At 37.1% G+C, this 15328-nt stretch carries 17 protein-coding genes; 4 read left to right on the top strand and 13 right to left on the bottom strand.

Annotation, left to right across the window (positions count from 1 at the left end):
* Nucleotides 1-100: 100 nt before the first annotated feature.
* The 7 genes from zapD to F9B76_RS07840 form a co-directional block, all read right to left on the bottom strand.
* A complete protein-coding gene (zapD, locus tag F9B76_RS07870; RefSeq protein ID WP_159991622.1) occupies nt 101-856 on the bottom strand; it encodes a cell division protein ZapD in 756 nt (251 codons plus the stop codon).
* A gap of 1 nt (nt 857) precedes the next feature.
* Nucleotides 858-1490, bottom strand: coding sequence for a dephospho-CoA kinase (coaE, locus tag F9B76_RS07865; RefSeq protein WP_159991621.1), 633 nt, complete (start codon nt 1488-1490; stop codon nt 858-860).
* Entirely contained in the window at nt 1477-2172 is a 696-nt protein-coding gene (locus tag F9B76_RS07860; protein ID WP_159991620.1) for a prepilin peptidase, read from the bottom strand. The genes coaE and F9B76_RS07860 overlap by 14 nt, the downstream gene beginning before the upstream one ends.
* 184 nt (nt 2173-2356) lie before the next feature.
* Nucleotides 2357-3283 carry an aldo/keto reductase gene (locus tag F9B76_RS07855; RefSeq protein WP_159991619.1) on the bottom strand — a complete coding sequence of 309 codons (927 nt, stop codon included), beginning with the start codon at nt 3281-3283 and terminating at the stop codon, nt 2357-2359.
* Nucleotides 3284-3293: 10 nt separating this feature from the next.
* Nucleotides 3294-3884, bottom strand: a complete 591-nt coding sequence (locus F9B76_RS07850; RefSeq protein ID WP_159991618.1) for an NAD(P)H-dependent oxidoreductase — start codon at nt 3882-3884, stop codon at nt 3294-3296.
* 90 nt (nt 3885-3974) lie between these two features.
* A complete protein-coding gene (locus F9B76_RS07845) occupies nt 3975-5054 on the bottom strand; it encodes a carboxymuconolactone decarboxylase family protein (protein WP_201289300.1) in 1080 nt (359 codons plus the stop codon).
* Nucleotides 5055-5056: 2 nt separating this feature from the next.
* On the bottom strand, nt 5057-5806 hold the full coding sequence (locus F9B76_RS07840) for an SDR family oxidoreductase (RefSeq protein WP_159991617.1): 750 nt from the start codon (nt 5804-5806) through the stop codon (nt 5057-5059).
* Between the two features lie 133 nt (nt 5807-5939).
* Between F9B76_RS07840 and F9B76_RS07835 the strand changes: the two genes are divergently transcribed.
* Nucleotides 5940-6830: a LysR family transcriptional regulator gene (locus F9B76_RS07835; RefSeq protein ID WP_159991616.1), complete on the top strand. Its 891-nt coding sequence runs from the start codon at nt 5940-5942 to the stop codon at nt 6828-6830.
* A gap of 164 nt (nt 6831-6994) precedes the next feature.
* Here F9B76_RS07835 and panC read toward each other — a convergent pair whose 3' ends face one another.
* The 6 genes from panC to F9B76_RS07805 all read right to left on the bottom strand — a co-directional run bounded on the left by panC (nt 6995) and on the right by F9B76_RS07805 (nt 12118).
* Nucleotides 6995-7840, bottom strand: a complete 846-nt coding sequence (gene panC, locus F9B76_RS07830) for a pantoate--beta-alanine ligase (RefSeq protein WP_159991615.1) — start codon at nt 7838-7840, stop codon at nt 6995-6997.
* Between the two features lie 11 nt (nt 7841-7851).
* A complete protein-coding gene (locus F9B76_RS07825) occupies nt 7852-8724 on the bottom strand; it encodes a segregation and condensation protein A (RefSeq protein WP_159991614.1) in 873 nt (290 codons plus the stop codon).
* Nucleotides 8721-8918, bottom strand: a complete 198-nt coding sequence (locus tag F9B76_RS07820; RefSeq protein WP_159991613.1) for a DUF3460 family protein — start codon at nt 8916-8918, stop codon at nt 8721-8723. The genes F9B76_RS07825 and F9B76_RS07820 overlap by 4 nt, the downstream gene beginning before the upstream one ends.
* A gap of 215 nt (nt 8919-9133) precedes the next feature.
* Complete coding sequence (locus F9B76_RS07815; RefSeq protein ID WP_279267981.1) at nt 9134-9871, bottom strand: amino acid ABC transporter ATP-binding protein; 738 nt, start codon at nt 9869-9871, stop codon at nt 9134-9136.
* A 9-nt stretch (nt 9872-9880) separates the two neighbouring features.
* Entirely contained in the window at nt 9881-10957 is a 1077-nt protein-coding gene (locus F9B76_RS07810; RefSeq protein WP_159991612.1) for an amino acid ABC transporter permease, read from the bottom strand.
* A gap of 3 nt (nt 10958-10960) precedes the next feature.
* A complete protein-coding gene (locus F9B76_RS07805) occupies nt 10961-12118 on the bottom strand; it encodes an amino acid ABC transporter permease (RefSeq protein ID WP_159992156.1) in 1158 nt (385 codons plus the stop codon).
* Between the two features lie 325 nt (nt 12119-12443).
* Here F9B76_RS07805 and F9B76_RS07800 point away from each other — a divergent pair, with 325 nt between their 5' ends.
* From F9B76_RS07800 to mutY, 3 genes are read left to right on the top strand one after another with little or no spacing between them, the layout of a single operon-like run.
* On the top strand, nt 12444-13112 hold the full coding sequence (locus tag F9B76_RS07800; protein WP_159991611.1) for a cell division ATP-binding protein FtsE: 669 nt from the start codon (nt 12444-12446) through the stop codon (nt 13110-13112).
* Entirely contained in the window at nt 13109-14014 is a 906-nt protein-coding gene (locus F9B76_RS07795) for a cell division protein FtsX (protein ID WP_159991610.1), read from the top strand. The genes F9B76_RS07800 and F9B76_RS07795 overlap by 4 nt, the downstream gene beginning before the upstream one ends.
* Nucleotides 14014-15069, top strand: coding sequence for an A/G-specific adenine glycosylase (gene mutY / locus F9B76_RS07790; RefSeq protein WP_159991609.1), 1056 nt, complete (start codon nt 14014-14016; stop codon nt 15067-15069). Before F9B76_RS07795 ends, mutY begins: the two co-directional genes overlap by 1 nt.
* Nucleotides 15070-15328 lie beyond the last annotated feature (259 nt).

Raw genomic sequence — 15328 nt, 5'->3', positions numbered from 1 at the left:
GAAATATCACATAAATGATTGGCTGCTATTGTCCCTTATTCAAGAAAAAGATACTAGACGGGGCAATGCATTGAAACAAAAACATTTCCTTATATAAAACCTAAATCTGGCATAGCGCTATTTTAAAACCAATCGGCTCAGTCATAAGAATTTGTTTAAAATGATCATTAATCCGAAAAAAACGAATCATTACAACATGTTTATTCGCACTAATTTCGGGATAAATCCTTTGATTGGCAGAGAGCCAAATTCTTGCCATCTGATAAATTCTTCCTCCAATATTTTTCTCAAAAAAACCATTGGTTTTACTACTTTCCATATGGGGAATCGCAGCCTCTCTAATCACAGAAAGTGCTTGGCTCACCGCATTATAAAGTGGCATAAACGGCACTATCAGTTGATGAAAAATATGTAAGCAGTCTTGATGATTCCCATTTAGCCATGCTGTATAAGAAGGAATATCCATAGCAGAGGTAGAGCCGGGAGTTAAAAAACGATTTTTTAAAGAAAGTAACCATTCATTCTCTCGGATATGGCTACCCGGTTTTCTAGCACTCGCTAATTGTTGAGATACTTGATTTAATTTTTGGATTGTTGCATTCAATACCTGTTCATCAATATCAGGAAACGTACGATAGCTTTCTAAACTTGCTTTTTGTTTCTCAATTTCTTGAAGTACCCAGTTACGACAATCACCACGATCACAAACATCCATAATCTGAAAAAGAATGGCAAACGCAACGTGCAAACCCTCTGCTGAAGGACTTTTACTAAATGTCAATAATTGCTGGAATAAATATTCCAAACGAATCATATAGCGTATTCTTTCGTTGAAAGGATGTTCATATAAAATCAACTCAAACTCCTTTATTGACCATCAATGACCATTTCATATGAAAATTATATGCCTGTTCTTGTAAATTATCCAAAGTTATACCCTCACCATTGAAAATAATATCATCTGCATATAATAATCGTTCTTCTCGCCGTACTTGCTGTTGGATAATCCGCTGAATTGTTTCTTGAGAAAGTGCATTTCTTTTACTAACTCGTTTAATTTGTGTCGCTTCATCGCAATCAACAACACAAATACGGTCTAACCATGAACGATAATAATCAATTGATTCCACTAGTAAGGGGATATCAAAGACAATATAAGGGCTTTGCTTTTCTTGCTGACATTGTTTTTGCATTTCTTGTTTTATCATGGGATGTAGGATATTTTCTAATTTTTTTTTAACCGACACATCAGAAAAAATAAGCTGTCGCATAGCATCTCGATTTAAGCTATGATCAGGAGCAATTACTCCATCACCAAATACTTCACGAATAGCAGGAATAGCTTGCCCATTTGCCTGTGTTAATGTCCGTGAAATTTGGTCTGCATCAATAACTTTAATCCCCCATTGCTCCAGTAATCCAGCTACTGTTGACTTGCCAGAACCTATTCCCCCTGTTAAACCGACACAAAACTGATTATATTTTTCCATCTAATACCACCAAAAACATCAACCATGTTGATAACGCTATCCAAGGACCAAAAGCAATATACCCTATGGATTTTTTAACTATCTTTAGTATACACGCAAAGAGTATGCCTAACAGACAAGCAAGAAGGACTGCATATAACCAAACTTCTACCGAGAAAAGAATTAATAAAATCATTAAAAAATAAATATCGCCCAAACCGATACGATTTCTGAGAACAAGCCAATAAAGCACACCTATACCGATAAAAAAAGGGATTTTTTCTTGAAACCCTATATACATTAAGTCTATCAGCGATACTTCCGTATCAATAAATAGTACCTGCCCTAAATGATATAAACCACCTATTATTAATACCCCTACTAAACACCAAAAGGGAATAAGGTAAAGCTTACAATCAACACAGGCAATAATGGTTAGGAAAAAAGCGAATGGTAATGCTATATAGTGCTTTATGCCGATATTAGGAATAATGGATAGATAAGCAAAAATAATATAGACCAATATATAAAGAAAGAATAAAGCACTGCAAAATAAGTGATGGTACGAACGCTGATAGGTTTTATTTTGGTAAAAATGTGGGTCTTTAGGGTAAGCCCGATAAAAACTTAAAACCGTGTATCGGTATACCACACTTACAGCAATACCCATCATAACGACTAAGAAATACCAATACCACGACATAAAACCTCCCTTTTTTAATAAGCACCCCCATTTATCTTAGAATATGTATGGAAAACTAAATATTATTTTTAATTAATAGGGATAGAGATTTACTATATCAAAGGATATACAGGTATTCAATATGATAATTTTGTCCTAGGGATGGTACGTATCCTTTTACAATCACCCTAGGACACTATTTTATTTAAAAGGTTGAAAAACGACGTGCTTTATCTAATTTACGCATTTCCATCATATCTTTGTCACTGAGTGCAAAATCAAAAATATCAATATTTTCTTTAATATGTGCTGGATTACTAGAACCAGGAATCGCAATATAACCTGACTGCAAATGCCATCTTAGAATAACCTGTGCCGGTGTTTTATGGTACGCTTTCGCTATATCTACAATAACAGGATCATGAAATAAATCTTCTTTACCACCACGCCCCCAACGGTTACGTCCTCCAAGCGGATACCAAGACTCAATCACCGTACCATATTTATCAAAATAAGGTTTAAGTGAAATCCATTGATTATATGGATGCGTTTCATTTTGCACGACCGCTGGTGTGATGGTTGCAATCTGCATAATCTCTGCAAACTCTTTCTCATAATAGTTAGATAAACCAATAGACTTTACCTTACCATCTCTTACCGCTTGCTCCATAGCTTTATATGCTTCTTTATCATGTGCAGCAGGGTGATGCAGTAATAATAAGTCGATATAAGGGGTATCTAATCGCTCTAACATATGATCAATTTCTGTTGCTGCATTTGGAAAATCATCCATCCATAGCTTAGAAGTTAAAAAGATTTCTTCTCGTGGTACACCTGATTTTTTAATAGCACGACCAACGGCTACTTCATTATTATAAGCATGAGCAGTATCAATAAGACGATAGCCATTTTTTAAAGCAGCCAGTATAGAGACCTCTGTTTGTTCATCTGACAGCATCAGTACACCAAGTCCAATAATCGGCATTTCTTGACCATTATTTAAGGTAACAGTACGTTTTTCAAAATTAAACGTAGGGGCTTTAGCTTGTGGTTTAGTTGTCTGCGCCTCACTTGAGGGCATCACTCCTAAACCTAATGTCAGTAAAGTAGATAGTAAAAGTTGTTTAAACATTTTACCTCCTCTATTGCTGTAAACGTGCTATTAGCGCTTGTTGATAATCAGGAATCTTTGATCTGTCTGCTGCCTCAAAAGCAAGAGGCTCAAGATATGTCATACCACAATGTAATGCACTCGCTTTAAGTGGTAGAAACACATCTTTTAAGTCCACACCAATTCGCCCATTCTTACCATAGGTACTTGACCCGCCAGCTGCCTGTGTAACAGCTAAAAACTCTTTTCCCTCCCATAACCCAGGCCCCACATTACCCCATACATCATTCATGTAGGCTTTCATCATGGGGGTGATATTAAACCAGTGTGTAGGGAAAATAAATACCACTCGATCATGCTCACGCGTTATTTGGCGTTCTTTCTCATCATCAATAGCACGAGTATCAAAGCCATAAAGCGTTTCTAAATTACGTACCGTTACTCCTTCTACACTTTCTGCGGCTTGCTGTAGTGCTTTGGTAAAGGTAGAACGCTCAGGATAAGGGTGCGACACAATCACTAAAGTTTTAATCATAGTACGTTCTCTTGCCTCTATAAAACGGCTAGCTAAGACGGAAGCCGTAAGCACTGCACCCGCTTTGATTAAATGACGGCGGTTCATACACTACTTCTCCTTCTTCATATCGCTATTACCTAAGAAATTAAAATCATATTCTCATTAAAGGTTATAGAAACCCATTTATAAAGAGCCTTATTTCAATTGATTATAATCTGCATCAGCAACAGGTTCTAAAAACTCATTTCGTGTATTTTCACCGGGTACTTCTATAGACAAATGTTGAAACCACTCTGTTGGTGCTGCACCATGCCAATGTTTAACCTCAGCAGGAATATGAACAACATCTCCCGCTTTAAGTTCCTGTGCTGGTTTACCCCACTCTTGATAATAACCTCGACCAGCCGTTACTAATAAGATTTGTCCGCCACCCTTACTGGCATGATGAATATGCCAATTATTGCGTGTTCCTGGCTCAAAGGTAACATTCCCTATCGGTATTTGATCAGTAGAAAGCATATTTAAATAACTTTTACCGACAAAATATTTTGCATACGCTGTATTATCATCACCCATTGGAAACTGGCTCATTTCTTGTTTTGGTAATTGAATAATTTCCTTGATTTGTTCATCTGTTAAACCATTTTTCTTACCAATATGAATATGTGCCTCTAACTGATTCCCAACACCTTGCATTGCACTTAATGCAGCGATCGTAATAATTTCTCGCTCTTGCCAATTGAGTAAATCATTTGCAAAAATATCACCAAATAAATGTGTCTTGAGGTAGCGGTCAATATCGGGCGATAATCCTGAAAGATCAACCTGCTGCCCAACAAGTGCTGTCTGTGTCTTTGTCCCCAACATCAACAAATCGGTATCTTCTGCTAAAGGAGTAGCAGATTTTCCTTGCGCTGTTTTTAAACCTTGAGCCTGCCTTTCTTTCACTCGCTCTGATAAGGCAGTCAGTGCATTTAAACTACGAGGAAATCCTGTATAAGCATAAAGTTGTACAATTGCTGCTTGCACTTCATTGACGGTTAATTCATTATCTAAAGCCTCATCAATTGCCTTCTTCAAACCTGCCATATCACCTGTTGATGTAAAGGTAGCTATTTGAGCAAGATGATATTGTTTATTTGAAAGAGCCATTTGCTTAACTCCTTGTTGAGTGATAGTAGATAACTGATCCGTATTGTGAGCAACAACATCTGTTGTATTCAATGCCAAAAGAGAGGTAAAAATCATAAAAGTTTTTAAGTAATGCTTCATCATTATTACCAAGGTTGTGTTGTTGGACCAATAGTAAATTCACTGATAGTAGTATCATCAGGTTGAGCAAGTGCAAATGCTACAACATTGGCAACACGCTCTGCTGGAATTTCATATGTATCATAAAGTTGGCGATAGGCACTTGATGTCGCTTCATTACTAATACCAGCGACTAATTCCGATTGTACCGCCGCAGGGTAAATAGTAGCGGTTCTGATATGAGTACCTGCTTGAGCAGATTCCATACGTAAAGCCTCCATAATCGCCTTAACCGCCCATTTAGTCCCACAATACACGCCCCCACCAGGATAGACTTTTAGTCCTGCCACCGATGAAGTGCAAATAATATGACCTGATTTTTGTGCTTCAAACGTAGGTAATACGGCAGCAATACCATTTAATACCCCCTTGATATTCACATCAACCATCGCATTCCAATTATCTGTTTCTAAGGCAGAAAAAGGAGAGTTTGGCATCAACCCTGCATTTAAGAAAATAGCATCTACTTTACCAAAAGTTGATTTAGCTAACGCTACTAATGCGGTGTTATCTTCTGCTTTTACGACATCCGTTACACGGTAAACCGCCTCACCACCTTTGGCTAAAATATTATTAGCAATCACTTTTAATTTTTCTTCACGGCGAGCCCCTAACACTAGCTTTACACCTTGCTCTGCTAATTTGTAGGCAGTTGCTTCACCAATACCTGAAGATGCACCTGTGATAATAACTACTTTACCTTGAATATTCTTCATTGTATTTTCCTTATTAAGTGAATAAAAATATCAATTAACTATCTACTTTTAGACTAACTTATTCTATTGTAAAACTCTTTTAATCTCATTAAAATGAATAAATATAGAAAACACAATTCCAAAAAATGAGATTATGAATAGATTAGATGCAATAAAATATTTTATTGTTGCTGCAGAAACGCTTAGTTTTAGAGCAACGGCAGAACGATTCTCTGTATCACCACAAGTGATTACACGTGTTATCAGCGAATTAGAAACTGAGCTTGGAGAACTATTATTTAAACGCAATACCCGTTCTATCCGATTATCTGATTTTGGGGAACAATGGTTACCTAAAGCAGAACAATTCTTACAACAAGAACATTCCTTATTTGGGCTATCAAAAACCAATGATAGTGAACTATCTGGTATTGTACGGATTACAGCCCCTCCTTCCGCGTATAGCGATTGGGTATTAAAGCAGTTATTAATAGAGTTAGCCCCTTATCCTAATATCCGTATTGACTGGCGAACAGGGTTTAATGTCTTAAAGCCAGTGGAGGATCAAATTGATATTGGTGTAAGAATTACCCAATCCCCTGATAAAAACTGGATAGTAAAGAAAATTCGTATGTTTAATGAGCCTATTGTGGCATCACCTAAACTGATTGAAAAAGTAGGGCGACCAGAAAATATCAATGCGCTAGTTGAACGGTTTCCTGTTGGGAGTTTACTAAATACCAAGACTAACCGTCCTTACCCTTTATATATCAATGATGAATTATTTCCTATTTATCAAGCCCATGTTATTACAGATGATAATAAAGCGTTACTACAAGCCGTTTTAGCGGGTAGAGTCTTTGCACCTATTCCTTATATGGATTGTCAGCCTTATATTGAAACGGGCGAATTGGTAAATATTTTTCCACGTAGTGAATCCCAAAAATGGGCATATTACTTATATCGCCCGTGGCAAGCGATTACGGCTAAAAGGGTATTATTGGTATATAAATTATTAGAGAATATTTATTTGAGGGGGAATTGATTTTACTTATTTCCCATCTAGGTTTAGGCTATACAAAAAAGCATTATCCCATTCTAACAGGATAATGCTTTTGTTTATAAAAATGGTAATTACCTTGTAAAATCAAGGATCATTAATTTACCACAAGATACTTTTTATACGGAAATATCATCCATAAAATACGATTAAAAAATTTCCAAATTATCAATCAATCGTGTTTGCCCCAGTTTAGCGGCTGCTAATACTACTAAAGGTTCTTTATTAGCGATCTCTTCTTGTGTAGGAATATGCAGATTACTTTGTTTACGCAAAGCAACATAATCGACTTTCCAACCTCTATCATTAAGGGTTTTGGTGGCTTGATACTCTAGCTCCTCTCGATTAAATTCACCTGCTAACAACCGATTTTTGACCTCATTTAATGTGGCATATAGCATAGGTGCTTCGGCATACTCTGTCGCATTCAAATAACGATTACGAGAAGACAAAGCAAGACCATTTGCCTCACGCACGGTTTCATGGGCATAGATTTGTACGGGTAATTGAAATTGACAGCACATACTACGCACAATCATTAACTGTTGGTAGTCTTTTTTACCAAATACGGCAACTTTCGGCTGTACACAAGAGAAGAGTTTTAATACAACGGTACTCACCCCTTCAAAGAAGCCAGGACGGAACTCACCCTCTAAAATATCCCCTAAACCAGTCGGCGGTTGTACACGATAGGTTTGTGGTTCTGGATACATTTCCTGTTCATTGGGGGCAAATAAGACATACACATCTCTACGCTCCTCTAACTTAGCAATATCTTCCTGTAGCGTACGCGGATATTTATCAAAGTCCTCATTCGGCCCAAATTGTAAACGATTGACAAAAATACTGGCGACCACAGGATCACCTTGCTGACGTGCTAAACGCATTAAGGATAAATGTCCCTCATGCAAGTTTCCCATAGTTGGTACAAAAGCCGTTCTTAACTGCCCTCGTAATTGGTCTCTTAATTCTTCAATAGTATGAACAACTTTCACAATCTGTCCTTTTAAATAGTGGTATTGGCGGTATAGGTTAAGCGTACATAAATCGGCGCATACGGCTCAACCTGTGTAATTTCTACTAATAACTCACGACTGAGTTCTAACATTGCAATAAAATGCACCACGATAACCGCAGGTGGCGCTCCCTCATTAATGCGCTCCATAAAAAGCTCGGTAAACTCCATAAAACGGACATTCGATAGTCGCCGTAAGATATGCGTCATATGGTCTCTTACCGATAACTGCTCTCTGCTGATATGGTGGCGCTGATTCAGTTTGGCTCGTTTTAAGATATCCAACCATGCCAATCGTAAATCTTCTGGATTGACATCAGGTTTCATCTGTTGAATATTGATATTTAGCTGTGCATTAGCGCGTTCAAAATCTCTCCCCAACAATGGCATTTCATCTAATTGTTTTGCCGCCAGCTTCATCTGTTCATATGCCAATAATCGGCGAACAAGCTCTGCCCTTGGGTCTTCAACCTCTTCCCCTGTATCACTCTTTTTAACAGGCAATAGCATTCGTGATTTAATCTCAATCAACATCGCTGCCATCAGAAGATACTCACCGGCTAATTCTAAATTTTTAAGGCGAATTTGCTCTACATAATGCATATATTGAGCAGTTACCTCTGCCATAGGAATATCGAGTACATTAAAATTCTGCTTGCGGATTAAATATAACAATAAATCCAAAGGTCCTTCAAAGGCTTCTAAAAAAACCTCTAAGGCATCAGGCGGAATATATAAATCATGGGGAAGATTAAATAAAGGTTCTCCGTACAGACGAGCAAAAGCCACCGAATCAACCACATCGGGAGTGCTATCTACACTTGGTTCCATTAAGGCATCTAATTCAGCCTGTACAGGATTCATTCTTTATTGGTTTGATAAACATAGGGCTTTTGATAAACACGAGCAGCCGCAAATTGCTCTTGCTGTTCTGTATCAACGTTTTTATCCCATAAACGCGCTCGACCTTCAAGCTGCTTAGTATCTGTCTCTGGGTGATCTTTTTTGTACTGTTTCAAAAACAAGGTTGCTTCTGATTCATAGTTTTTGTTTGCCATGATGAATCTCTAAAAAAGATAGTGAAGTGCTTATTATATCACCCTCAAATACTAAATTATTTGGAATTTCTGCTAGAGATTTATATCAATTGATAGAAATAGGTTCTTAGAAAAACCTAAAAATCTTTGATAATAAAGTAAACTTTCTAAAATATGGCAGAAGCACTACTAAGCAATTTAATAAAGCAACAGCAGACAATTTATGCCTAAGTTCACTACAAAATCTGTGCCAAAAATTGTCTTCCTCTTTCCGTTTTCGGTTGATGAAAGAACTCTTTAGGTGAAGATTGTTCCACTATTGCCCCTTGATCCATAAAAATAACCATATCTGCTACTCGCTGAGCAAACCCCATTTCATGCGTTACACATAGCATCGTAATTTTATCTTTTTCCGCTAACTCTACCATGACATCTAGCACCTCTTTCACCATCTCTGGATCTAAAGCAGAGGTTGGTTCATCAAAAAGCATCACGGATGGCGACATACTCAAAGAGCGTGCAATGGCTACCCTTTGTTGCTGTCCGCCCGATAACTGCCCCGGAAACTTATTGGCTTGATCGGCAATTTTGACACGTTCCAAATAATGCATCGCTATATCATAGGCCTCTTTTTTACTCTTTTTTAATACCCAAATAGGCCCTAAAGTTAAGTTTTCTATCACACTTAAATGTGGAAATAAATTAAAGTGCTGAAAAACCATACTTACTTTTTTGCGAATAGCTTCTAAGTGCTTAATATTATGGTCAAGGATCGTATTATCCACCCTAATTATCCCTGACTGATGGTGTTCCAACCCATTAATGCATCGGATTAAAGTGGATTTACCTGAACCAGAAGGCCCTGCAATCACTATCTTTTCACCTTCTTTAACGTGTAAATTAATATTTTTTAATACTTGAAAATCACCATACCATTTATTCACATCATTTAGTTCAATCATTATTTTAGACATGACACACTCCTAATGCTGATGGTTCAATGTTAAACGTTGTTCAATAAACTGAGAATATTTAGACATTGCATAACAGAAGACAAAATAAATAAACCCAATAAAAAGATAAGCCTCTACGCTAAATCCCTGCCACAAAGGATCGGCTAGAGCGACTTTGGCGGATAAGGTTAAATCATAGATACCAATAATCACGACCAAAGACGTATCTTTGAAAATAGAAATAAAAATACTGACTAAGGGTGGAATAACAACTTTAAGTGCTTGTGGCAAAATCACTAAACGCATCATTTGCCAATAACTTAATCCCAATGATTTAGCACCATCATACTGACCATTAGGAATAGCTTGTAGCCCTCCTCGTACGACTTCAGCAATATAAGCCGATACATAAATAATAACCGCTATCTGCGCACGCAATAATTTATCAATAGACATTCCTTCAGGGAAAAACAAAGGAACCATCACAGATGCCATAAATAATAAACTGATAAAAGGAACACCCCGAATTAACTCAATATAAACGATACAAAGCGATCGGATTAAAGGCATTTCTGAACGGCGACCCAATGCTAATAAGATACCAATAGGTGTCGCAAAAAGAATCCCAAAAATAGACAGTATTAATGTAATCGGTAAACCGCCCCATTTTGCCGTTTCCACAAAACTTAATCCCCCAATACCGCCCATCATTAACATACCGCAAAGCATTATCACCACTAGCCAAATAGCGATAAGGGATTTATGCCAAAACCGAGGAATAGCACTATAGACCAGTAAGGCAATAAGTAATAGCACCACCACAAAAGGTCGCCATTGCTCATCAAAAGGGTAAATACCAAATAAAATAATACGGTATTTATGCGTTAAAAATGACCAACAAGCACCTGTTGTCTGCTGACATTCACTGCCAGTATTAGCCACAAAATTCGCATTAATAATCCCCCACTCTATCAAAGCAGGAACTGAAAAAACCAGAAACCATAAGATTAATATACTGGCTAATCCATGAGCAGGTGTTGCAAATAAATTAGCCTTTAACCATGAAAATATACCGTTTGATGGGGATAACGCTTGAGGTTTTACCATAAATTATCTCTCCACTAATGCCATTTTTTTGTTATACCAAGTCATTAATAAGGCAATACTTAAACTAATGGTTAGATAAGCTGCCATAATAATCATCACGGCTTCAATAGCTTGTCCTGTTTGTGTGAGCATGGTATTTACAATTGATACAATATCAGGATAACCAATCGCAACTGCTAAAGAACTATTTTTAGTTAAGTTCATAAAGGTATTGCTGAGAGAGGGAATCATTACTCTTAGGGCTTGAGGCATAATGATTAAGCGTAAAGTTTGCAGCCTTGTCAAACCTAATGATTCACCCGCTTCCCATTGCCCTTTACTCACACTTTGAATACCTGAACGCACAATCTCTGCAATAAAACCTGCTGTATAAAGCACAAGACCTATCACTAAAGCCGCTAGTTCAGGACTAAACGACCAACCACCTACAAAATTAAATCCTTTTAATACAGGGTAATCAAGGCTTAATTGCCCCCCTGATAAGAAGAAACTCAATACAGGAAACAATATGAATAAAACAAGATACCAGCGCCATAAAGTGCTTGTTTGCCCCGTTTGGTTTTGCTTATGTTTTGCCCAATATGCCAAGATAAAAATACCTAACAATGCCATCAAAATACCCATACTCACCCACGGTAAAGCACTCCCCTCTAGTGCAGGAACTTTAATCCCCCGATTAGACAGGAAAACCCCCTCTATCGGATTAAGTGCCTGACGAGGTGATGGTAATGTTTCTGTTAATAAGGCGTACCAGAAGAATAAATGAATTAATAAGGGTATATTACGCATTACCTCAACATAAATAGAGGCTACATTTTTTAATAACCAGTTGCTAGATAAACGGGCAATCCCCACCACCGTTCCTAAGAGAGTAGAAAAAATAATACCCATAATCGAAACAAATAAGGTATTGAATAATCCGACTTTAATAGCTTGCCAATAGGTATCTGTCAATTGGTAAGGAATAAGTGTCTCCCCAATAGCAAAACCTGCCTCTTTATCTAAAAAAGCAAATCCTGTCTGAATATTTCGGGCAGATAGATTTTGTAGGGTATTATGAATTAAATAGCCAACAACACAAATAACGATTCCCAAAATAATTATTTGATAGATCAACGAACGAAAACGAGTATCATGCCAAGAAAATTGCAATTTTTTCATCATCAACTTATTCCACGGTAGAACAGAGAATATAACATTTATTCAAAATAATAATGTAGCTTTATACTCAAAAAAAGTGTGAATAGTTAGTAGAGCCATTAACACACCTCCTGATACAGTATGAGATTATTTTTATCATAAGCTGCAGGGATAGGATAATTTTTACGCTCATCTCTATTCAAAGTAACACATTAAAGATACATTAAATTTCATGACTTCTTCCCTTATTTAATGAAAAATAGTCCGCTATCATAGGTAAAAACAAAACGTTAAAACACCCTAATGTTAAAATACGCTTACATTACTTAGATTTATTGTTTTCTATATGATTGAATTTCAGCACGTTTTTAAATCTTATGGTAGAGGTGCAAATATCCTTGCCGATATTAATTTTAAAATTAATAGTGGTGATTTCGTCTTTATTTCTGGCCCATCAGGGGCAGGAAAATCTACCTTACTCAAACTTATTGCAGGTTTAGAGCCTCCTAGTCGAGGGGCAATTACGGTTAAAGATACACGTATTGACCATATTACCAAACGTGCGATTCCTTATCTACGGCGTACGGTAGGGATTATTCTACAAGATACCCATCTTTTGTATGATCGTAGTGCCCTTGATAATGTGATGTTACCGCTTGCTGTAATGGGATTTGATCATCACACTTCACTCTCACGGGCAAGAGCAGCAATTGTTAAAGTAGGGTTAGGTGGCAAAGAAAAACTAAATCCTATTGAATTATCAGGCGGTGAACAACAACGACTTGCCATTGCTAGAGCAATTGTCAATCACCCTAAGATTCTCATTGCCGATGAGCCTACCGCTAACTTAGACCAAGAAAACGCACAGCTTATTTTAGAGGTTTTTCGTGATTTTAACCGTGTGGGAACGACAACCTTAATTGCCTCTCATGATCGTCCCTTATTACAAAAACATTCTAATCGTACTCTACTTATTGAACCCGGTCGTTTTACCGATTTAGGATACCACGCATGAAAACTTGGTTACGTCATCATATTTATGCTTTAAAAACAGCGATTCGCCGCCTCTGGCTAACCCCCTTTTCAAGCGTTACCAATATTATTGTGATTGCTTTTGTACTGTCGCTTCCGCTTAGTGTAGGTTCTATTGTTACTTCACTAGCACCAGCGATTAAATCTGTCTCTTTTAATCCTGTTGTTACGCTCTTTATGAAAGATACAATATCTATTGAGCAAACACAAGAACTTAGCCAGCAACTTCAACAAGAATACACAGAAGATATTCAACATATTGACGTTATTTCTAAGCAACAAGCCTTAGATACCCTAAGAGCATCAAAAGAATGGGCTGAATCACTTAATGTATTGCCAGCCAATCCTTTACCACACAGTATTATTATTACCTTATCTGAAAAAGCCAATACGGATCATGCTAATTCACTTGCTGCAGCATGGGGTAAAGATAACGCAGTAGAGATGGTGCAGTTTGATAGTGATTTTGCCAAAAAATTGGAAGGTATTTTATATTTCTTTGAGATGCTATTAATTATCCTCGCTATGGGGGTTATTGCTATTGTCATCGTTACCATTTTTAATACTGTACGGATGCAAGCCTTAGTACAGCGAGATGAAATTGCCGTTGCTCGTTTAGTAGGAGCTACAGAGGCTTTTGTCCGCCGTCCTTTCTTATACCTAGGGGCTATTACGGGTTTATGTGCTAGTATTTTATCTATTGGTCTCACCATACTTGCACTGAGTATGATGAATAGTGCTATTCTTGTTTTATCCGAGAGTTATGGGCAATCCTTTTCATTAATTTTACCCCCTTTCTCTTGGTTAATTATGACGATTATTTTGGTGATGATAATTGCCTCACTATCGGCTATCTGGTCTGTCACTAAACATTCTAAATTCTAATGACAAGTTTTGTTAAACGTATTCAGGCATGGCAACAAACCTCTGGTCGCCATCATCTACCTTGGCAAGGAACAAAAGACCCTTATAAGGTATGGCTATCCGAAATCATGCTACAACAGACACAGGTAAGTACAGTTATTGATTACTACCACCGATTTTTAGAGCGATTTCCGACCGTATTAAGCCTTGCTCAAGCCTCGCAAGCTGAGGTCATGCCATACTGGGCTGGTTTAGGTTACTATGCGAGAGCAAGGAATCTTCATAAATGTGCTCAAGTCATTGCTCAACAATATCAGGGGCAATTTCCCTCTTCTCCTAAAGACTTACAAGCATTACCCGGTATTGGTGAGTCGACAGCAAATGCCATTGCTGCTTTCTGCTTTGATGCGATTACCCCTATTATGGATGGGAATGTTAAACGTATCTTTACCCGTTTTTATGGGATTGAGGGCTATGATAGCCAAACCAATAAACGCCTTTGGGAGCAAGCCTATCAAAATGTAATTGGTGAAAAAAATATTGGACAATACAATCAAGGGCTAATGGATTTAGGCTCAACAATCTGTACTCGTACAAAGCCAATATGTACATCCTGTCCTCTGCAAAAAGACTGTTTCGCCTTTAAGCACCATAAGCAAGCAGAATTGCCACAAAAAAAACCTAAAAAAATAATTCCTCAAAAAGAAACCATTATGCTGGTACTTCAAGTAGGGAACAGTATTCTCTTACAGCAACGTCCAGAAAAAGGTATTTGGGGAGGGTTATTATCCTTACCTGAGTTAAGTAATACGGCAGAGATGGAAAAATGGCTAGCTCTTCACCCTAGTGCAACTGCCTCACCTATGGCAAGTTTTGAGCATATCTTTTCGCATTATCGTTTATTGATACACCCTATTCTTATTCAATTTACTCGTTCACATACCGTTCAAGAGAGTTTTCTAGTTGAAAATAGTCAATGGTATCCATTAGCCAATACTGACCAATTAGCCTTACCTAGCCCTGTAATGAAAATTATTGAGGGATTGAAGGGAATGGGGACATTGCGTTTGTTTTAACATTTGAGGATAAAGTAAGTTTATACATTAAGAATTTATTCAGTACTAGTAAGTAAATTCTTATATACTAAATTATGTTTTTATTAGGAAAAAACACTATCAATAGTATTGGGTAGAATTTCTTATTTCTTTACTTTAAATAAAACTACACTTATATTCACAAAAATTAATTGACAATAATCAAAACATAAAAATGAAAAAACTTTATTTTAAACTCTTCATGCTAAAATAAACTAATAGGATTTTTAAGTAAAAATTT

Source organism: Pelistega ratti (assembly GCF_009833965.1).
GTDB lineage: Bacteria > Pseudomonadota > Gammaproteobacteria > Burkholderiales > Burkholderiaceae_B > Taylorella > Taylorella ratti.
The sequence above is the reverse complement of the archived record's forward strand: the minus strand, read 5'-3'. Positions and strand labels throughout refer to the sequence as shown.

What these genes read in the sequence shown, in the direction of transcription:
- coaE (WP_159991621.1), bottom strand. Translation starts at nt 1,490, where the DNA reads ATGGAAAAATATAATCAGTTTTGTGTCGGTTTAACAGGGGGAATAGGT.
- F9B76_RS07860 (WP_159991620.1), bottom strand. Translation starts at nt 2,172, where the DNA reads ATGTCGTGGTATTGGTATTTCTTAGTCGTTATGATGGGTATTGCTGTA.
- F9B76_RS07855 (WP_159991619.1), bottom strand. Translation starts at nt 3,283, where the DNA reads ATGTTTAAACAACTTTTACTATCTACTTTACTGACATTAGGTTTAGGA.
- F9B76_RS07850 (WP_159991618.1), bottom strand. Translation starts at nt 3,884, where the DNA reads ATGAACCGCCGTCATTTAATCAAAGCGGGTGCAGTGCTTACGGCTTCC.
- F9B76_RS07845 (WP_201289300.1), bottom strand. Translation starts at nt 5,054, where the DNA reads ATGATGAAGCATTACTTAAAAACTTTTATGATTTTTACCTCTCTTTTG.
- F9B76_RS07840 (WP_159991617.1), bottom strand. Translation starts at nt 5,806, where the DNA reads ATGAAGAATATTCAAGGTAAAGTAGTTATTATCACAGGTGCATCTTCA.
- F9B76_RS07835 (WP_159991616.1), top strand. Translation starts at nt 5,940, where the DNA reads ATGAATAGATTAGATGCAATAAAATATTTTATTGTTGCTGCAGAAACG.
- F9B76_RS07825 (WP_159991614.1), bottom strand. Translation starts at nt 8,724, where the DNA reads ATGAATCCTGTACAGGCTGAATTAGATGCCTTAATGGAACCAAGTGTA.
- F9B76_RS07820 (WP_159991613.1), bottom strand. Translation starts at nt 8,918, where the DNA reads ATGGCAAACAAAAACTATGAATCAGAAGCAACCTTGTTTTTGAAACAG.
- F9B76_RS07815 (WP_279267981.1), bottom strand. Translation starts at nt 9,871, where the DNA reads ATGTCTAAAATAATGATTGAACTAAATGATGTGAATAAATGGTATGGT.
- F9B76_RS07810 (WP_159991612.1), bottom strand. Translation starts at nt 10,957, where the DNA reads ATGGTAAAACCTCAAGCGTTATCCCCATCAAACGGTATATTTTCATGG.
- F9B76_RS07805 (WP_159992156.1), bottom strand. Translation starts at nt 12,118, where the DNA reads ATGAAAAAATTGCAATTTTCTTGGCATGATACTCGTTTTCGTTCGTTG.
- F9B76_RS07800 (WP_159991611.1), top strand. Translation starts at nt 12,444, where the DNA reads ATGATTGAATTTCAGCACGTTTTTAAATCTTATGGTAGAGGTGCAAAT.
- F9B76_RS07795 (WP_159991610.1), top strand. Translation starts at nt 13,109, where the DNA reads ATGAAAACTTGGTTACGTCATCATATTTATGCTTTAAAAACAGCGATT.
- mutY (WP_159991609.1), top strand. Translation starts at nt 14,014, where the DNA reads ATGACAAGTTTTGTTAAACGTATTCAGGCATGGCAACAAACCTCTGGT.